At 39.1% G+C, this 21093-nt stretch carries 14 protein-coding genes; 2 read left to right on the plus strand and 12 right to left on the minus strand.

Going from position 1 to position 21093, the window contains the following annotated elements; all coding sequences use genetic code 11:
• Position 1 precedes the first annotated feature (1 nt).
• The 8 genes from ACFE6N_RS15780 to ACFE6N_RS15815 form a co-directional block, all read right to left on the minus strand.
• Positions 2–1603, minus strand: coding sequence for a SusD/RagB family nutrient-binding outer membrane lipoprotein (locus ACFE6N_RS15780; RefSeq protein WP_378937992.1), 1602 nt, complete (start codon positions 1601–1603; stop codon positions 2–4).
• Positions 1604–1622: 19 nt separating this feature from the next.
• The gene (locus ACFE6N_RS15785; protein ID WP_378937994.1) at positions 1623–4979 is read right to left on the minus strand and encodes a SusC/RagA family TonB-linked outer membrane protein; all 3357 of its coding nucleotides are present in this window, start codon (positions 4977–4979) and stop codon (positions 1623–1625) included.
• Positions 4980–5095: 116 nt separating this feature from the next.
• Entirely contained in the window at positions 5096–6286 is a 1191-nt protein-coding gene (locus tag ACFE6N_RS15790; protein WP_378937996.1) for an ROK family protein, read from the minus strand.
• A gap of 148 nt (positions 6287–6434) precedes the next feature.
• Positions 6435–7628, minus strand: a complete 1194-nt coding sequence (gene lepB, locus ACFE6N_RS15795) for a signal peptidase I (protein ID WP_378937998.1) — start codon at positions 7626–7628, stop codon at positions 6435–6437.
• Between the two features lie 137 nt (positions 7629–7765).
• Positions 7766–8500 carry a 4-hydroxy-tetrahydrodipicolinate reductase gene (gene dapB / locus ACFE6N_RS15800; RefSeq protein WP_293744203.1) on the minus strand — a complete coding sequence of 245 codons (735 nt, stop codon included), beginning with the start codon at positions 8498–8500 and terminating at the stop codon, positions 7766–7768.
• Between the two features lie 116 nt (positions 8501–8616).
• Positions 8617–9330: a DUF5683 domain-containing protein gene (locus ACFE6N_RS15805; protein WP_378938000.1), complete on the minus strand. Its 714-nt coding sequence runs from the start codon at positions 9328–9330 to the stop codon at positions 8617–8619.
• Positions 9330–10238 carry a ParB/RepB/Spo0J family partition protein gene (locus ACFE6N_RS15810; protein WP_090984754.1) on the minus strand — a complete coding sequence of 303 codons (909 nt, stop codon included), beginning with the start codon at positions 10236–10238 and terminating at the stop codon, positions 9330–9332. Before ACFE6N_RS15810 ends, ACFE6N_RS15805 begins: the two co-directional genes overlap by 1 nt.
• A gap of 7 nt (positions 10239–10245) precedes the next feature.
• On the minus strand, positions 10246–11049 hold the full coding sequence (locus ACFE6N_RS15815; protein ID WP_090984756.1) for a ParA family protein: 804 nt from the start codon (positions 11047–11049) through the stop codon (positions 10246–10248).
• Between the two features lie 181 nt (positions 11050–11230).
• On the opposite strand from ACFE6N_RS15815, the gene ACFE6N_RS15820 reads away from it, so the two are divergent.
• A complete protein-coding gene (locus ACFE6N_RS15820; protein ID WP_145860099.1) occupies positions 11231–11752 on the plus strand; it encodes an NADPH-dependent FMN reductase in 522 nt (173 codons plus the stop codon).
• A gap of 1398 nt (positions 11753–13150) precedes the next feature.
• On the plus strand, positions 13151–14902 hold the full coding sequence (locus ACFE6N_RS15825; protein ID WP_378938001.1) for an ATP-binding protein: 1752 nt from the start codon (positions 13151–13153) through the stop codon (positions 14900–14902).
• A gap of 404 nt (positions 14903–15306) precedes the next feature.
• On the opposite strand, the gene ACFE6N_RS15830 is transcribed toward ACFE6N_RS15825, so the two are convergent.
• From ACFE6N_RS15830 to ACFE6N_RS15845, 4 genes are all read right to left on the minus strand, one after another.
• Positions 15307–15783 carry an acyl-CoA thioesterase gene (locus ACFE6N_RS15830; protein WP_378938003.1) on the minus strand — a complete coding sequence of 159 codons (477 nt, stop codon included), beginning with the start codon at positions 15781–15783 and terminating at the stop codon, positions 15307–15309.
• An 865-nt stretch (positions 15784–16648) separates the two neighbouring features.
• On the minus strand, positions 16649–18793 hold the full coding sequence (locus ACFE6N_RS15835) for a glycoside hydrolase family 97 protein (RefSeq protein ID WP_378938005.1): 2145 nt from the start codon (positions 18791–18793) through the stop codon (positions 16649–16651).
• Between the two features lie 138 nt (positions 18794–18931).
• Complete coding sequence (locus ACFE6N_RS15840; RefSeq protein ID WP_378938007.1) at positions 18932–20182, minus strand: DUF2130 domain-containing protein; 1251 nt, start codon at positions 20180–20182, stop codon at positions 18932–18934.
• A gap of 92 nt (positions 20183–20274) precedes the next feature.
• Positions 20275–20655 carry an OsmC family protein gene (locus ACFE6N_RS15845; RefSeq protein WP_378938009.1) on the minus strand — a complete coding sequence of 127 codons (381 nt, stop codon included), beginning with the start codon at positions 20653–20655 and terminating at the stop codon, positions 20275–20277.
• Between the last annotated feature and the right edge of the window lie 438 nt (positions 20656–21093).

Consider the following 21093-nt stretch of genomic DNA (forward strand, 5'->3'; position numbering starts at 1 on the left):
ATTATTTTTTATCCCACCAAACACGGCCAAAGGCATCATTTGGTCCTGAACCAAAATCAGGATTTTTAGCCATCTCGGCAATTGCAGCCTGTTGATTTGCATAGTTTAAATTGGTTGTACTTAACAGATCAATACCAGCCCTACGTGCTAAAACAAGTGTTGTACCATTAGCTTTGAGGTCGGACCAAGCTAATACTGATGTGGTATTAGGGAAACCGGTTCTTTTCCACCAGGCCCATGCCTCTAATGGCTGCCTAAAGAAATCAAGATAAGCCTGACAAGCAATTTGCTCTGTTGCTTTGGTTGCATCGAATTTAATACCAACGTTGTTATAATAGGTATCAATAGCCGAAGTTGTTACTGCATTAAAGTTTGCTACCTTGGCATCAACAGCTCTATCACTATAGAATTGAATTGAAGCATATACTCCATTTTTATACCAAGTTTCTGCCACATCTGTAGTAACACCACGGGCTGCAAGATCTGCTCTTAAAAAGCAATATTCGGCATAAGTTAGTACAGGAAAAAATCCTTTACCAGTACCAGCGCCTAAGCCATCGTTTTCATTAAAGTTAGGTGTAAACAACCTATGCTGTAATTGTGACAGATTATCTAGTGATGCGTATATTGGTGCATTTGCAGGTAATTTTGCTTCGTCTGGACTTGTAAAACTACCAACATATTTTCCTGCTGCGTTTGGACGATAGAATGCAGACAACCTTGGATCACCTTTAGCCACCATAAAATCCAATACAGGCTTACCTGCTGCGAAATTCGCAGGGCTGAAGTTACCGCTACCATCTGCATAAGATGGGCCTACTTTAAGCATCCATGAATCGTTAACACCAGCCATTTGTACCGGATCAGCTAATACTTCAGTAGCGATTGATTTCATTTTGGCAGGATCAACCTTAATTAAACGTACGGCTATTTTTAAACGTAAAGCATTTGCTGCTTTAGCCCAAAGTGTAGCGTCACCATTAAAGTAGGGATCATTTCCTGCAAGGCTAATTTGTCCGGCTGCGTTGCTTTTTAAAGTAGCAACCGCTGCTTTCAATTCGGCATCTACTTTTGCAAAAACTGTTTGTTGCGTATCATAAGTTGGCGTTGTCGTACCACCATATCTCGCCTGAAAGGCCTGAGTATAAGGAATACTTCCATTGATATCACTTACGTAAAATGCATAGTACGACAAAAGTATCTGTGAAATTGCTTTCATATTTACTCTTGCATTTTTATCTGCATCAGGCATTGATTCGATATTTTTAATCGCATCAACTAAAGCAGGACCTAATCTGCCATAAAATATTTTACCATAACGCGTATTAAACTGTGAACCAACATTATTAAAATTCAATCCATTTCCTGTACTCAAAGTAGCATATTGCATCCACAAGTTGGCTGCGCGGTAAACATCTGCAAAATACTCGAAATCGTCTTGTGAACCTACTGCAGCACGAAGAAATTGATCTTCTGGCTTAATCTCATATAGTGTGGTAGGGTTCAAATTTGCTTCAACAAAACTTTCCTTTTTACATCCGCCTGCCACAAGCAAAGCTAAAACCATCAGGAAATATATTTTTCTTTTATTTATAGTTTTCATATCTATATTTCTTTAATAACTAAAACGACGCCCTGATATTGAAACCTAAACTTCTAACCAAAGGCCAGCCTCCATATTCAGCAAAAGCACCTGCTCTATTGCTAAAAATACTTTCTGGATTGATGCCATCTTTAGCAGTTTTATACAAATAAGCAATATTTCTACCTGTTAAGTTTAAGCTTAGCGTATTTATCTTTAATTTGGACAAATACTTTCCAGGAACATTATATCCAACAGTTACCTCACGAAGTGCTACCCAAGAATTTTCAAAAACCGAATATTCTCTAATTCCACTCGACCATTGACTTAAGTTTTCATAATAAGCATAAGCCGGAATTGGTTTTAATAAACCTTGCTTTACTGCATCGGCATAAGTCATTCCACCTAAATCTACCCCATTAGCTTTCAACCCATCATTTAATACACCATCAGGAATAATACCATCGTGCTGTGTCACACCGTTCGCATCAGTATAGACTACACCACCTGATGCCTCATCTCTACCAAAAAGTGAATTGGCAAACGAACCATTGGCTGATCCATATTGGTGAGTTCCTGATGCCATTAAACCACCAATCTTCGCATCTATTTGAAAACCTAAAGTAAAGTTTTTATAAGATAAATCTTGTCTGGTACTGGCGAGATAATTCTCCATCATAGTACCTAAATTTTTCTTAGTACCATCATAATCCTGAGATCTGACGAAAGTGTAATAACCACCGGTAGTTCCGTAGCCTGTATTACCCAATACTTTTTTACCATTGCTTGGACTTGCGATTGGGTTACCATTTGCATCTTTCTTTTGGTAATATGAAAAAGCAGAACCTGTAATCAATGAGCCATATGTTTCACCTACCCTGGCCACAGAAGTGATATCATTACCAAAAGCTAAATCAAGGTCATAATTTTCAACACCAGGGGCTAATTCTAAGATCTTATTACGGTTACGTGTAAAAGTTACTGAGGCATTCCAGTTAAAATCTTTTGATACAATCGGTTTTGCAGTTAATAAGATTTCAATACCTTGATTTTGGATATTACCTGCATTTAGAGCTTGAGAGCTAACTCCAGACTCTTGTGGTAATGCAAAACTTAAAATTTGGTTGTAAGAATTTTTCTTATAGTAAGCAAAATCAATATTAATACGGTTCTTTAAAAAGCCTACATTTGTTCCGATCTCGAGTTCCTTGGTTAATTCGTTCTTTAAATTATTGTTTTTAAGAATATTATCGCTAAACCCGTAAACGGATTGGTTACCACCACCAGCGTTATTAAAAGTACCATCTTGTAGCCTATAGTAACCAGCTGTATTAGTATATTGTGATAGGGCAGATAAACCAGTATAAGAATAAGATGCTCTTAACTTACCAAAAGATAATATTGAACTATTTTTAAATGCAGGTAATTCAGTGAATATCCACGACAATCCTACACTCGGATAGAAGTATGAATAATTGCCATGGCCATCTTTATAGGTTAATGCTGATGACCAGTCATTTCTACCACTAAAATTTAAAGTCAGCATATTTTTCCATGTAATATCACCGTACAAATAAACAGCATCTGTACGCTCACCTAAATTTGGATAGGCAGTTGTTGATGCAGGATTAATTGAATTAGCAATTGAATATACATCAGGAATTTTAAGCCCCCCATTTGTGTAAGACCTGTTATAAAAAGCAGAATTACCTAGATTTTTCTGATAGGTTTCAGCACCTAATGATGCATTTAATTCAAAATCATTCGAAAGTTGCTTAGTTGCATTTAACAATCCTTGAATGCGGTATGATTTATTTGTATTTTGAGAAATTTCATAATCACCACCTGAAAAGGCAACACCACTACCTCTATTTTTTCTTTCATAAGCAATGTTATAAAAGTTTGTATTGGTTCTTACTAAAGCAGAAAGCCAAGGTAGAATTTTGATATTTACATCAATATTTGCCAACAAGTTATTTTCCTTTTGCGTTCTGTTGTCATTTTGAAGTGTGTAAGCAAATGATCCGATACCATAAGGGTCATAAACATTCCGATTGCTTGAACCTAGAGCGCCACCAGTTACGGGATTGATGTTATTATCTATATAAGCGCTTAAATCAACGTTTCTAGGTTTATAATAAGTAAAAGCAAATAATGGATTGTTTGCACTTCCCTGCCTTGCTGGATTCAAAGAATTTGACATCGTATAATTTACACTGGCATCAACTGAAATAGCTTTTGAAATTACCCTTGTTACCCTAAGGGCAAAGGCATCTCGTTTTAGGTTATTACCAGGCAAAACACTCGAATTGTATAAATTGGTATAAGCTAAACGGTAAGTTGTATTTTCATTTGCTCCTTCAACTGATATGTTGGTATTTATAAATTTTCCTGTGTTAAAATAATCTAATGGATTATTCGCTACCCATGGCCTTACTACCCCATCTAAATCTTTAACCATTCGCCCATCCAATTTAGGACCGAAAGAATAACCACCTACATAATAACCTGCTGATTGATCAACAACATCCATCCCATTTGCATCTTTTGCAAATACGGGTGAAATACCACCGCCATATTCATTTTGAAGATCTACAAATCTATAAGCATCATCAAAAGAACTGGTTTGTGACACTGTTACACCTAAACCTTTTGAAGTTTTTCCCTTTTTTGAGGTGATAAGTAGTACGCCACCCGCAGCTTTAGAACCATATAGTGCCGAAGCAGCGGCCCCTTTTAACACACTGATACTTTCAATATCATCAGAGTTGATGTTTTTCATGATATTACCAAAATCTGCAGCATCTCCCCATGAATCGGCTCCTGAAGTACCAGGTTCTAATAATATCCCATCGTAAACCACTAAAGGTTGCGTATTCGAACTTAGCGATGAATTACCTCTTATTCTTATCCTTGATGAAGAGGTAGGGCCACTGGCTCCTTGATTGATCATAACACCAGCTACCTTACCCTGCAAAGCATTTACCACATTGGCATTGTTGGCTTGTGCTAACTCTGCACCACCTACAGCTGTTGCAGAATAACTTAGCCTTTTTACATCTTTTTTAACACCAAAGCCCGTAACAATAACATCACTAAGAGATTTAGAATCATCATTCATTACAATGGTTAGGTTACTAGAAGCTGAAACTTCCTGAGTAACCAGGCCTATAGATTTAATAACCAATTTAGCACCTTCTTTAACAGTAAGACTGAATTTACCATCAGCATTAGTAGATGTGCCATTTTGAGTTCCCTTTTCGAGGATACTTACCCCAGGGATAGGGTTACCAGTACCGTCTTTTACCGTACCGGTAACATTTTTTTGCGCAAAAGCACTTATTGTTATAAAACATAACAATAATATACTCAAACACTTTAAGTACATTTTTTTCATAATTTTTAGTTTAAGATTAGTTTAAATAATTGTTGACTTTACAGTGAGCCTCTTTATTTCTTCATATCGAATTGGTTTTGGTTAAATATTGATCTTCTATTTGTTAGCTATCCAGTTTAATCGAACTGGTTATATTCGATTACCAAACTTCCAGCGGCCAATAATTCGGCTTCATCTGTTAGGGTAGAGAGTTTTATTTCGGTTTGTTCGGCTATCCGGGGAATACAAAATTCATGGATGGCTTGTTGTATCGGCGGCAAAAGCATTTTACCCGCCTTTGCGCCACGCCCGCTTAAAACAATACATTCAGGATTTAACAGATGTATTAAAGTGGCTACTCCTTTACCCAATTGAAAAATCGCTTTTGCCAAAACAGATATGGCTACCGGATCTTGTTCACGTACAGCATTTAAGAAATGATCTGCAGGATGTTTACTTTTATCATTGAACAGCGCCTTCATACTCGATTCTGCGCCCGCAGCTATGGCTTCTTCTGCTCGTTTAGCCATTACTAATAGAGAGGTATCAACCTCTAAACAGCCTCTTCTGCCACAAGAACACAAATTGTCGCTTTCAGAAAGCGGGATATGACTAAATTCACCGGCATTGCCGCCACTACCCCGGTATAATTTGCCATTTACGATGATTCCCAAACCTGTTCCCCAGCCAATGTTGACAACCATCACATCTTTTAAATCAACGGCTTCTCCGAAATTTAATTCGGCCAGTGCAATCAAACTGGAATCATTGTCGATATGTACCGGTAAATTGATTCTCGAAGAAAGGTATTTTTGTAAAGTTGTTCCCTTTTTAACTTTAAGAAAAGAGTGGTTAACGCCCTCATCAGCATTGACAAAACCTGGCATACCTATCCCAACTCCTAGAATGTCTGTTCTGTTGATTTTAGATTGATCGATACTGCTATTGATGAAATCAATAAGGTCTCCAATATTACACTCATTTGATGACAGCTCAAATTCTAAAGTCTGAATAGGTGTAACCATTTTTCTCGAAAGGTTATAAATGGTTAGCCTGGATGTAAGCTGATCCATTGCAATGGCAACAATATATTTCTTCAGATTCGGATTAATCAGGAACATTGCCGGCCTTCTGCCACCTGTTGATGGTGCAAAACCCTCTTCTGTAATATAACCTTCAGCTATTAAACCATTAACAACGGCGGTAACCAAAGGCAAACTCTTTTGCGTTAGCTTACTCAGATCTGTAAGCGAAAGCGATTTTTTATAATACAAATGCTTGATAACACCAGCCCTAAGCAGCTGATTTTTAGCGACAATTACAGACATGATATTTGATTACAATTCAAACTTAAAAAATATTTTTAAAACATTTGTATACTTTTTAATTTTTTTTAAAAGTTAATTATAAATGCTTCGTAAATGAAAAGGGCGAATAATCTTTGATTATCCGCCCTTTTTAAAGAATTATATTCTATTAATGGATTCCCATAAACAGCCTGCTCCACCTTATTTTATGTAGAAAAGATGCGGTGCTATCCCAGCTCATCCAAACAAATAAAGCCTTACCTACGATATGATCTTCAGGTACAAATCCCCAGTAACGCGAATCGGCTGAATTATGACGGTTATCGCCCATCATCCAGTAGTAGTCCATTTTAAAAGTATAAGTTGTGGCTACCTGATCATTTATATACCAAACCCCGGCCTTTTGTTCCACTTTGTTTCCTTCGTAAGTTCTGATTGCCCTGTAATACAATGGCATGGTATTGCTATCTATTTTAACAGTCCAACCCTTTGAAGGTATTTTAATCGGTCCGAAGTTATCCCTGTTCCATACCCTGTTTGGATCGTTTGGAAAAACGCCGCCCGGAACGGCTCCGGCAGGGTCAGGACTCAATGTCACTGATTTTACAAAGTCAAAAGTTTTTAGCTTTTCCGCAATTTCGGGTGTAGCATCTACGATGTAAGTATTCGCAGCCACTGCAGGCACACTTCCCAGGTTTAAATTAAACTCATCAAGGGCTGCGTAATTAAAGTCCATGGTTTTAAACTCAATACGATACGGCATCATCCCCGTACTTTTCAAAGGTTCATCTTTACCATTTACATTAGCAATGCCATTACGCATCGAAATGACATCACCCGGAATACCAATACATCTTTTAATAAAATTCTCGCGCTTATCTACCGGACGGTCTACAATGCTATAGGTACTCCTCACCTGTTCCCGGCCCATGCTCCGTACCAAAGCATAATAACTTTCTGCCTGGTTTTCTACAGCAACGGTATCTCCTTCAGGAAAGTTAAATACCACGACATCGTTTCTTTTAATTTTAGACAAACCTGGCAAACGGCGATATTTCCACTGAACGCCATCCCAGTAAGCTTTGGTAGATGTGGTTAAAGGCATGGTGTGGTGAGCAAATGGAAAAGCAACCGGCGTCATGGGAATACGTGCGCCATAATTAACCTTACTTACAAAAAGGAAATCGCCAATCAGTAAGGATCGCTCCATCGAACCGGATGGAATGGTATAGGCTTCGATAAAAAACACACGGATGATGGTTGCTGCCACAACGGCAAATACAATTGCATCAACCCATTCGCGGGTTTTCGTTTTTTTCTTCTTTGGGGCATCTTTTTTTCGTTGCCAGAATTTATAATTCATATGTCTTATTTTTGGTTTAGCGATTTATAAAATCGGCCACCGGTTATCTGTAATCCTTTACTGTGGTTTCACAGTTTTATTTCCTGATTGGTTAATCTGCGAACCAGAAACTTTAACTGCTAACTGAAACCTTTTGCTTATTCAAAAATATCAGTAATACTGAAAAATCCTTTTTTATCTTTCAACCACTCTGCCGCTACTACTGCACCTAAAGCAAAACCAGCTCTGTTATGCGCGGTATGTTTAATTTCTATTTCATCTACCTCGCTACTGTAAATCACCGTATGCGTACCTGGTATGTTTTCGATTCTATGCGATTCGATCAGCAGTTGTTCGGCTTTCGGAAATAATTCAACATCAGTTCCTACTACCTCATTTAACCACTCCTGTTTTCTATCCAGGTTATCCACGATTCCTTCTGCCAGGGTAATGGCTGTGCCACTTGGTGCATCAAGCTTTTGTGTATGGTGAATTTCTTCTACCTGCACATCATAAGCGGGATAATTATTCATCAGCCTGGCCAAAGTTTGATTGAGTTTAAAAAACAAATTTACGCCAATACTGAAGTTAGACCCATAAAGCAAAGTATTGTTACTTTTATCGCAATCATCTTTTACTTCCTGCAATTTTCCATACCAACCCGTTGTTCCTACAACCACGGGTACATTTGCATCAAAGCAGGCATCAATATTTTTTAAAACCGAATCAGGCGTGCTGAAGTCGATAGCTACATCAGCTGTTTTCAAATTTTGCCTGGTTAAATCTTCCTGATTATCAATCGTTATTTTGAGAACAATTTCATGGCCACGTTCTACTGCAAATTTCTCGATAATCTGCCCCATTTTGCCATATCCTAAAAGCGCAATTTTCATTTCGTTATGTTTGTTTTTTCAGTTATTATTTTAGTAGGCAACCCTAACCGTCCAGGTCGCAATTATCACGATCCTAATATTTGTCCTTTTATTGCTATCCATGATCGCTTACGGCATTAGAACGTCAGAGATAACTTTAGCGCCGGCGTCAAATTGAAACCATACATAGAATCGGCACCCATTACAGCTGGCATTACCCTGAAAGAAAGGTTGTCATCAATATTAAAGAAATGCAGGCGGGCTGCAACATAGGCATCAATAATATTAGCGGCATACAGCAAGCCGTAAGAAAAGTACACAATCTGCGAATTCCGCTTGTATAAACTTTTCCCATCCAGAATACCTTGATTGCTGTATTGTGTCAAATCTAATTTTTTGCCAGGATGATCCTCACGGTATTGTGCCTCTGCCAAAAAACGTTTATAATTTTTCCGGCTGTCCATTAGCGATAAAGTAAGTGCGGTGGCACCGCCGTAAATAGCAGCGATTTTACCACCTGTGTAAAGCTTCTGAAAAAACTGGCTTTTTCCGGCCCTGGTACCATAACCATCATTAAGCAATTGAATATTATACAATTGCCCCCATCCGGGTATAATCATCGATCTGAAAACAGCTTTCCTACCGGCAACTTTACCTGGGTTAACATACCTGGCTTTCATCGAATCCTTTCTGGTTATTGGTTTCTTAGCCACGGTATCTAAAGATTTGGATAATTTGATCTTTGAGGTATCAGCAGGTTTTAGCAAAGTATCCTTAACCTGCGCAGTGGCAAAGTTCACCAGAAAAAATGCAAATGTAGCAACCAGTATAAAAAGCTTAGTCTTTTGCATTACCAGTCTAATAATTCCAGAATCCGGTTTAAGTCTTCATCGCTCATAAACGGAATTTCTATTGCGCCCTTACCGTTCTGACTTACCTTTAACTTTACACGGGTAGCGAATTTAGATGCCAGATCATCCTGTAATTTCTGATATTGAAAGGAAACCGCTTTTTCTTTTGGCTTTTCGCTGGCTTTTAAAGGGATATGCTGCAAATTACGCACGAGTTCTTCCACTTTACGTACGGATAAGCCTTTTTCTAAAATTTCCTGGTGGATGAACAATTGTTTGTCTACCCCGTCAACATTAATCAATGCTCTTGCATGTCCCATGCTAATTCGCTGATCGCGGATGGAAGCCTGAATTGCAGGCGGAAGTTTTAACAACCGCAGGTAATTGGTGACCGTGGTACGGTTTTTACCCACCCGTTCGCCTAATTGCTCTTGTTTTAAACCCACTTCATCAATCATCCTCTGAAAACTTAGTGCAACTTCAATGGCATTTAAATTTTCGCGCTGAATATTTTCGATCAGGGCCATTTCCAACATCTGTTGGTCGTTGGCACTGCGGATGTAGGCAGGCACTTGCGTTAAACCAGCCAGCTTCGAAGCCCTGAACCTGCGTTCGCCTGAAATGAGCTGGTATTTATTAGCCGACAGTTTTCTAACCGTAATGGGCTGTATCAAACCCTGCACCTTTATCGAATCGGCAAGTTCATTTAAAGCTACCTGATCAAATTCGGTACGGGGCTGGTACGGATTGGTTTCAACTTCAGTTAAACTTACGTGACTGATATTGCCAATCTGCTCGGTTTCGCTCACCGCATTTACCTGTTGTTTAGGCGGATGAGTAGATTCGCTATCATCTAAAAGCGCACTTAACCCTCTTCCTAAACCTGTTTTTCGCTGAAAAGATGTCATCTATAATTTATAAAGTTGCTGTTCCAATGTTTTCTTCTTCCTTTAAAAGGCCGTTTTTCTTTACAATCTCACGGGCCAGGTTCAGATAGTTGATGGCACCTTTGCAATTCGCATCGTGCATGATCACCGAAACACCATAACTTGGTGCTTCACTTAAACGGGTATTACGTTGAATGATGGTATCGAAAACCAATTCGTTAAAATGCGTTTTCACCTCTTCTACCACCTGGTTTGATAAGCGCAAACGAACATCATACATGGTTAATAAAATACCTTCTATTTCCAGGTCAGGGTTTAAGCGGTTCTGAACAATTTTGATGGTATTTAACAATTTGCCCAAACCTTCCAGCGCAAAATACTCGCACTGCACCGGAATAATAACCGAATCGGCAGCAGTTAACGCATTAATGGTAATTAAACCTAAAGATGGCGAACAATCGATGATGATAAAATCATACTGATCTTTAACTTTCTCCAAAACCGCTTTCATTTTATACTCACGGTTGTTGAGGTTGATCATCTCGATTTCTGCACCTACCAGGTCGATGTGTGCCGGCAATAAATCTAAATTTGGGGTATCCGTTTTCTGGATGGCCTGGAGCGGATCAATATCGTTAATGATACACTCATAAACACTATCTTTGATATTCCGTGGATCAAAACCGATACCTGAAGTTGAATTGGCCTGAGGATCAGCATCTACCAGTAAAGTTTTGTATTCCAGTACGGCTAAACTAGCAGCCAGGTTTATAGATGAAGTTGTTTTACCAACACCACCTTTTTGATTTGCTAATGCAATAATTTTGCTCATCTATGTATCAGAAATTTACTTAACGTTTATTTGGGCTGTGTTATTTATGCGTTTAAATTGGCAAAAAAGTTCTATTTTTGCGTTGTTTACGGCCTTTTTCACAATCAGCTAAGATACAAACTATATGGCAATTTTAGCAAGAAGCGTATTTGGGTTTTACACATCTTATTAACAATTATCCATGATCACGATTATAGCTGCAACCAACAGGCCTAATAGCAATACGCTAAAAGTTGCTAAATATTACCAAAAGCAATTAAAAGAAAAAGGAGTCGATGCCAATCTGTTCAGTCTGGAACACCTGCCTGCAGATGTTTTGAACACGGATATGTATGGCAAACGATCGGAAGCTTTCCAGGAAATCCAGAACATGATCAACAGCACCGGAAAGTTTTTGTTCATTATGCCGGAGTATAATGGAAGCTATCCGGGCGTACTAAAAGTATTAATCGATGCCTGTAATTTCCCGGATAGTTTTTACGACAAAAAAGCAGCTCTGGTTGGCATTTCTTCCGGTAAATACGGCAATATCCGTGGTGTAGATCATTTTACGGGCGTTTGTCATTACATTCACCTCAACATTTTACCCTTAAGGTTGCATATTCCGAATATTAAAACCGAATTAGATGAAGCAGGCAATCTCCATCAGCCTGATACGGTAAAATTTACCAATGAGCAGATCGAGAAATTTATTAAGTTCTAGTGCTTTCGAAAAAATAATCTCATTTTTTTCCCAATTTGGAAAGCAAAACCTGTGTTTCATAGTAACTTTTGTCCCTGCTCTTCGCTTTACTCCATTGCACTCGGTGTTCGCTGCGATCAGGTTTAGGCACAAAAAACAGTGCTGGTAAACCCATGTAGATTTTAAAGGCATAGTAGATTATATACGTTTCGCAACCCCAAATCTTCTTATTGGCCCTGCCACCCAACACGATCCGATAACCATCGGATGATCGTAATAGCCTGGGCGCAGCGAGGACTATAAGCGAAAGCGGGACTAGAGTAACCTAAGTGCTTCGAAAACTGCTTTCCTTAAAAGGACCCACATTTAAAGATTTTCTGGCTTTTGGAAAGCAAAACCTGTATTACATATCAAAGTTTGTTACTGCTCTTCGCTTTACTCCGTTGCACTCCGTGTTCGCGGCGATCAGGTTTAGGCACAAAAAACAGTGCTGATAAACCCATGTAGATTTTAAAGGCATAGTAGATTATACTTTGGCAAACTCAAAATCTCCTTATCGTATGTGCCACCTAAACACGATCCGATAACCATCGGATGAGCGGAATAGCCTGGAGCGCAGCGAGGACTATAAGCGAAAGCGGGACTAGAGTAACCTAAGTGCTTCGAAAACTGCTTTCCTTAAAAGGACCGACATTTAAAGATTTTCTGGCTTTTGGAAAGCAAAACCAATATTCCATATCAAAGTTTGTTCCGCTCTTCGCTTTACTCCGTTACACTACGTGTCCGCTGCGATCAGGTTTAGGCACACAGGACAATGCTGTAAACTCCTAAAACAACCCTAAATATATACCATTTGCACCCTGCAACCATAAATTTTAGTATCGGCTGCCGCCACCTAAACCCAATGGAAGCGGTCACGAAGTAAAGCGGACAGTGGGACTACAATAACCTAAACGCTTCCAAACCTGCTTTCCTGAAAACAACACGCATTTATATACTTCTGTGTCTTTTGAAAAAATAATTCGATGTTTTCCGCTTTGGAAAACAATGTTTGCATCTGCTTTTCACTGCATTATGTTTTATCTGCGATCAGGTTTAGCTCTACAAAACAGCGATATAAACTTTCAGCAGCAGTAGTTCATATTGACAAAAACCCTTCCAAAATGAAAAGGTTTCTTCTGTTCATTAAAATTAAAAAACAACATAAGCAACTATAAAACAATAACTTAAACAAAAGACCATCCTACTGGCATTACTATTGGCTATGAGCTAAACGGCTGCAGATGATCTAAACTTTGTTATTTAATTTAGTTCATTAGTAAACAGATTTAATTATAAGCTACTTTTACCACGAAAAGAGAGGAATGCTTTGTAACCTTTGCAAAAAACTTTTCGCTCTTTGCGGTTAACTTAATCACCATGAAAATAAAAACCAAACTCCGCCTCGGATTCGGCTTTCTCTTTATCATCGTTTTGTCGTTCGGATTAATTGCGTTCTTTTTTTTAAATGAGCTTTCCGATAAATCAAAGGTAATACTTAAAGACAATTACAAATCTTTGAAATACGTTGCCGCCATGCGCAATGTAATCGACCAACATGCTTTTCCCCTAAGCCCTACGCAGCTGAATATATTTGCTGAAAACTTAAAAAATGAGGGTTTGAACATTACCGAACCCGGAGAAAAAGCAGCTTTCAGGAAATTAAAAGCAGCCTTTAATGCGCTAAAAGACTCAAAATCAGCAACCATTAAAGAAAGTAATATTAAAAATCTGCGTGTTGCACTTCAAAATATAGAACAGGTTAACATGAAAGCCATTTATGATAAAAATGAACTGGCGAACGAAACTTCATCGCGCGCAAATCTTTATATCATGATCGCCGCAACGCTGAGCTTTATCATCCTTTTTACCTTCATTGTTAACTTCCCTGGCTTTGTGGCCAATCCGCTCGCCGAATTTAGCGCTGCGATTAAACAGATCAGTCGTAAAAATTATAAACAGCGTTTGCATTTCGAAAACGGGGATGAGTTTACAGAACTTGCCAATTCCTTTAACAAAATGGTACTTAAATTAAATGAATGGGAAAACAGTAATTTATCCAAAATCAAATCTGAAAAATCGCGTATCGAAGCCATTATTGCACAAATGCAGGATGCCATTATTGGTTTAAATGAGAAAGGCGAAGTACTCTTTCTAAACCATTTGGCTGCAAAGCTGATGAGTTTGGATGAAGATAAGGTTATCGGTCAGAATGTAGCCGAACTGATGCAAAAAAATGAGTTGCTTAAACGGATTATTAAACCTGAAACCAATGATAATACCTTGAAAATTTATGCTGACGATAAAGAATCCTATTTTCTGCTGGAAAACCGTGAAATCATTATCCCAAATTATGAAGAGCAAGATGATAGTACCTTGATTGCCTCATCTAAATCGGCTGGCAGCGTTTACACCTTAAAAAACATTACACAGTTCAAAGAGCTTGATGAAGCCAAAACAAATTTTATAGCTACTGTTTCGCATGAATTAAAAACGCCGCTTTCATCAATCAAAATGAGCTTAAAACTGCTTAATGATGAGCGGGTGGGAATGATGAATGAAGAGCAGCACGAGTTGCTTCACCACATTAAAGAAGATAGCGACAGACTCCTAAAAATCACCAGTGAACTGCTGGATCTTTCGCAGGTAGAAACCGGCAATTTAAAACTCAATTTTGCCCTGACCAAACCTGAAGAAATTGTGAATTATGCCGTTGATGCAGTTAAATTCCAGGCAGAGCAGAAATCGATTCAATTGGTGCTTAACTGCGGCGAAAACTTACCAAATGTAAATGCCGACATCCAGAAAACGGCCTGGGTAATGGTCAACTTTTTATCTAATGCCTTGCGCTACAGTTCAGAAAAATCTAAAGTAATTATCGATGTTTTACAAAAAGGCAATTTCATCGAATTCGCTGTGCGCGATTTTGGAAAAGGCATTGATGAGAAATACCAACAACGATTATTCGACAGGTATTTCCAGGTGCCAACTGATGGCCAGAATAAATCGGGCTCCGGACTGGGCCTTGCTATTTCGAAAGATTTTATTGAAGCCGAAAACGGTAAAATATGGGTAGTAAGTGCCATTGGCGAGGGCAGTACGTTTTGTTTTAGTTTGCCTGTTGCGGAATAACCTTTATTTCTTAACCGCAAATATTTCTTAACCGCAACATGTACAATGTTCTTTACCACAGAGGACAATGAGTTTTTCACAGAGGTTCACAAAAAATCAGATGTTGACATGACCGCAAAACTCACTCCGTGTACTCGGTGCCTTTCCTCTGTTTTCTCTGTGGTCAGACCTAAAATAAAAATTCTAAAGGCGAAGGGCGCAAAGTTAGTTACCACATCATCCGATGATCTTATCTAAACCGCAATATGTACAATGTTCTTTACCACAGAGGACAATGAGTTTTTCACAGAGGTTCACAGAGAATCAGATGTTGACATGACCGCAAAATTCACTCCGTGTACTCGGTGCCTTTCCTCTGTTTTCTCTGTGGTTAATGATAAACGCCAACCGCTCAACACTCACCCCTACACAATATACGGCTCCATTTCCTTGTCAATGCTTTTCCGTAGTTCCATTAATTTTAGGGCATAACCATGCATGGCTATTTCTTTTTCGGTTTTAGGTTTAAAAGCCGGAATTGGCTTCGGCTGCCCATTGTCATCTACTGCAACAAAAACAATAATGCAGTGCGTATTTTTAACAAAATCGGTTTGTGCTACCGGTTTGGAAAAAGCATCGACAGCAATATGCATACTGGTTTTACCGGTGTAAATAATGCGTGCTTCCATCTTCACTAAATGACCGATGTGAACAGGATGAAAAAACCGGATTCCACCCACGTAAACTGTTACACAATAGGTTTGGCTCCACTGCAGGGCACAGGCAAAAGCAGCCTGATCAATCCACTTCATCATCATCCCGCCATGTACCTTACCCCCATAGTTAACGTCAGACGGTTCGCTTAAAAATTGAAGTTCAATATGGTTTTTCATTTTAGCCATGGTAATGTCCTGTTAATTGCTTGGTTTTAAGGTATAGCTAAGATATTATAAAATAACTATTTTTCTGCTGTTTCGTATTCGAATGTTTAGCTGTCAGTTGTTTACCAATTGGCAGCACTAATATTTAACCACAGATAAAAAGGATAAACACAGATAAGCGTTCAGATCCGTGTTAATCTGTGTCTATCAGTGGCTAAAAACAGCAACAAAAAGTCGCAGCGAGACGCTACGGCCAGAAAAGGTGTTTAGGTGTAAGTTGGTAAAAACTGACAGCACTAATATCTAACCACAGAAAAAAGGATCAACACAGATAAGCGTTCAGATCCGTGTTCATCTGTGTCTATCCGTGGCTAAAACAGCAACAAAAAGTCGTAGCGAGACGCTACAACTAGAAAAGTCCCATGTTCCCATCTGACTAACCTGTGATCTAGTGTAAGTTGGTAAAAACTGACAGCACTAATATCTAACCACAGAAAAAAGGATCAACACAGATAAGCGTTCAGATCCGTGTTCATCTTTGTCAATCCGTGGTAAAAACCAGCAATAAAAAGTCGTAGCGAGACGCTACAACTAATAAAACAAAGTGTCAGTTGGTAACAACTGACACCACCTAAAATAAATTACTTTTCTGCTGTTTCGTATTCGAATGTTTAGGTGTAAGTTGGTAACAACTCAAAGCGCTAATATCTAACCACAGATAAAAAGGATCAACACAGATAAGTATTCAGATCCGTGTTCATCTGTGTCTATCCGTGGCGAAAAACAGCAATAAAAAGTCGTAGCGAGACGCTACAACTAATAAAACAAAGTGTCAGTTGGTAACAACTGACACCACGTTATAACTGAAAACGAAAAAATCGGCAGACTACTTTGCAATAATGCTAATCGCATATCCACCACCCGGGGCACAATGCTGTGTCAGTTTAGTTTTGTTGGTTACTTCTATTTTGCGGATGGTATAAGCCTTGGGATTAGTTTCATAATGAGCATCCTTTGCATCAGCATAAATGGTTGCAGTATATTTTTTACCCGGATCTAAAAAGCTGAAGTCGATTTTGGAAGTACGGGCTTCCTCATCATTGGTACGACCCACAAACCAATTATTTTTACCTTTTGCCTTACGTGCAAAAGTGATATAATCGCCAGGTTCTGCTTCTAACACTCTGGTATCGTCCCAATCTACCGCTACATCTTTAATAAACTGGAAAGCATCCATATACTTGTTATAAGTTTCTGGTAAATCGGCAGCCATTTGCAGAGGGCTATACATGGTTACATAAAGTGCCAGTTGGCGCGCCAATGTACTGTGTACAAAAGAGGTATTTGCCGGATTATACGCACTTACCCTGGTTTCAAAAATACCAGGGGTGTAATCCATCGGGCCACCAATTAAACGGGTAAAAGGTAAAATAGTGGTATGATCGGCATTATTGCCTCCAAATGCTTCGTATTCTGTCCCCCTGGCCGATTCGTTTCCGATTAAATTCGGATAGGTACGTGCCAAACCTGTCGGACGAACCGCCTCATGCGCATTTACCATAATTTTATATTCGGCTGCTTTTTGAATGGCATAGAGGTAATGATTGTTTAACCACTGACCGTAATGATGCTCTCCCCTTGGGATGATGTTACCTACATAACCACTTTTAACGGCATCGTAACCATTGGCTTTCATAAATTTATAAGCCGTATCCAGATGACGCTCATAATTACGGACCGACGACGAAGTTTCATGATGCATAATCATTTTTACACCTTTACTTGCCGCATAACGATGCAGTTCTTTTACATCAAAATCAGGGTAAGGGGTAACAAAATCAAATACATAGTCTTTTGTTTTACCAAACCAATCTTCCCAACCTTCGTTCCATCCCTCAACTAAAACAGCATCTAAACCATTTTTAGCAGCAAAATCAATATATTCTTTCACATGCGCAGTGTTAGCGGCATGTTTTCCATTGGGTTTTGTTTTCGAATAATCGGTTACGCCCAATTGCACGCTCGTTAAATCGTTATATGCCCAGGTACTTTTCCCTGTAATCATTTCCCACCAAACACCAACGTATTTGATTGGTTTTATCCACGATACATCTTTGAATTTTGTAGGCTCGTTAAGGTTGTACGTAAGCTTTGATGTTAAGATATCACCAGCTTTATCACTAACAATAATGGTACGCCATGGCGATAAACAGGGTGCCTGCATATAACCCTTGTCGCCAACTGCATCTGGTGTTAACCAGGATTCTAAAACCATGTTTTTGTCATCCAGATTTAACGACATTAAAGAATAGTTAATGAGTGCTGCTTCATGTATATTGATGTATAAGCCATCTTTGCTTTTCATCATCAAAGGCGTTTGTAAGCCCGTTGGCGAAAAAGTAGTTTGGGAGGCATTTGGTGTTACAGCAGCTTTCATTTTTTCACGAACTTCCGATAAATTTGAAGTTACCGTGCTGTACTCCTGTGTATCATAATCTCCGGGAAGCCAAAAAGCCTTATGATCGCCAGCCAGGGCAAACTGCGTTTTCTCCTCTTTGATTACAAAATAATCGAGGTTTTTCTGTTCTGGGAATTCATATCTAAAACCCAAACCATCATTAAACAAACGCAGGCGGACGACAATGTAACGGTTTGTTTCTTTCTGGGTTAAGGTTACTGCAAGTTCATTGTAGTGATTTACAATTTCTTTTACTTCGCCCCAAACCGGCTTCCAGGTTTCGTTGAATGTGCTGGTCTTGGTATCGGTAATGGAGAAACCGTTCATTAAAGATTTACCCTCTTTAAGTTCCAAACCTAACTTACTCGTTTTAATTACATCTTTTCCTTTGTACTTTAAGCTATAGGTAGGCACCCCTCCTTCAGTTAACGCAAAACCGGCCACCAGGTTTCCATCAGGCGATTGTAAGGTTGTTCCGGGAACGTTCCCGAAAGCATTCCCAAAAAATAGCAAAGCGCATATTAAAGTAAGAATTTTAGAGCCGGTAAAAGATTGGTTAGTTTTCTTATTCATGTTGTCGTTTATTTATTATTATTTTATCACATTAGTAACCGCAGGTTTTGATTTCAGTTTGCAATTTACACCTGCCGAGGGGCAACCCGGCCAAGTCAAATAGATCTTGAAACAAGTTCAGGATGACGATACCGTGCGTTATTCCAAAAGCAAGGTATCATCATCATCAGTTAAGCTCAACTGCACACTATCACTACCTGCAATTCCTTCTATTGAGCCACGGATATGGGTCGCATTCAGCAATACTTTCTCCAGTTGTTTTTCACGTGCTTTCCATAAACGTTCCATCGCATCGCGCTCGCGCTGTATGGATAGTTTCATACTCATAAAACCTTCTCTAATGGCCTTCCACTGCTCCGAAAACTCTGCACCCATTAAATAATCGTATAACATGTGCATTTTTTCACCACGGTTTTCCTGCGATTTTACCGCACCTGCCAAACGCAAAATACCCTCACGCAAGACATAGGCCACGGCATTTACTTCTTCGAAAGAACAGATCCAAACCCCATCACGCTGCCCGAAACAACTCATGCCTTTTGGGTAACACTGACTCACAATTACCGCTACATCAATGCCCATGCTGCGCATGTCTTTTTTTAATTTTTCAATCCAGTCGCCACCAAAATCTTTGGTACGCTTGCTCTCGTAAATTATTCTGCCGCATTCCTGTCCGAATTGATTACGCACCACCTGCACACAATCTGCACCTCGCACTCCCTTGCCTACTTCTTCAATCAGATCGAAAGGATAATTGGTACGCAGCAGTTCTTCCAAGATCAACTCCTGCACCTCGCCCTGCAATTGCATGCTCCCCTGCTCGGCTTTGCGTTTCATCTCTTCGGCCAACTTTTTCTGATCGTCTAGCTGCTTTTCCAGTTCTTTTAAACGCAGTTGATGTTCGGTATCTTTAATGCTATTTTTTTCTGCCTCCTGCTTACGGATTTGTTCTACAAGCTCATTCCGCTGTTCCTGCATTTTACGTTGAAAAGCAAGTTCCATTTCTTCTTCTTTCACCTTCAGGCTTTCCTCCCGGCGTAAAAAGTCGAGTTCTTTTTCGCGTGCAAGCTTTAGTTTTTCGGCAGTCTCTTTTGCATTACCTTCCAGGATCTGCAGTTTGTTTTCAAAATCGGCTGAAATACTTTTACGCAGGTTTTCCTCCAGATTATCTTTGAGCCTGGTTTTCTCCTCCGCAAGTTTAGCTTCAAAAGCTTTTAACTGCTGCTGTTTCTCTGATTCAAAAACCTGCAGTTTACGCTGATATTCTTCATCTTTCTGTCTGGCATAAGCGGCCGCCTTCTCTCGTAACTCTTTCTTATAATCTTCAGCCATAGCTTCTTCCATCGGAAAAACATGGGCACAATTGGGGCATTTTATTTCAGTCGGCATAAAATTATTTTTAACGCAGCAAATACTGGGGATTACAAAGATAATTAAAGCTTTTTATGATTGCATGAAGGAGTTTTGCACCATCAGTATAACTAAAGTACGCTTGATCTGATTTCATGACCAGCAGCAAGGATTTTACTCACCGGGCATTTTGATGCAATTTCTTCCAGCCTCAATTTCTGTTCTTCGGTAAGCACACCCGTACAGGTAATTTCTTCCAGGAAGATCGTTTCGCCGTTTTCGGTATCCACATTAACTTCCACTTCAATTTTGTCAATTGGCCATTTTTTTCTATCAGCATACATCCTTAAGGTGATGGCTACACAGGAGGCCAAAGAAGCCATTAATAACCCCTTAGGGGCAAAACCTTTGTGGGTACCACCCAGTTCTATCGGTTCGTCTACGATAATGTCATGCGAACCATTTGTAACCGAACAGGCGTAATGTTCTTTATTTATTGTTGCTTTTACCATTTCAATTCGTTTTAGTATGCCAAATATTGTGCTTTAACTTTAAACATATGTAAAAGTCTGGTCTTTTTTTAAAAACAGGTACTGCAATTTCTATAACGCTGTAATCTCCGGCAATGTTATATTTCACAAATGCTATCCAAAATGTTTGCAGAGTAACTAAAAGGTATCTTACATATTATGGCGACAGAAGCTTAAAATATGCCTGCTTTGAAGCCACTTCAGAGAATTTGAAATGAACTGTAAAACGCCTATTTTCTTGTTTAAATAGTGATCCCAATGTTTTCTCCAGGCAAGCTTTACATTCCAATGGCAACAGCTTATCTGAACATCTGTATCAATTCTTTGATCTCATCCTGGATAAAAAAGGCGTAGTGGTAACCGAATTCCAAATCAAAAAAACTCAAACATTATAACATGCAAATTGTTCCTTAGAAAAAC

Origin of the sequence: Pedobacter sp. BG31, assembly GCF_042464845.1 — a bacterium.
GTDB lineage: Bacteria > Bacteroidota > Bacteroidia > Sphingobacteriales > Sphingobacteriaceae > Pedobacter > Pedobacter suwonensis.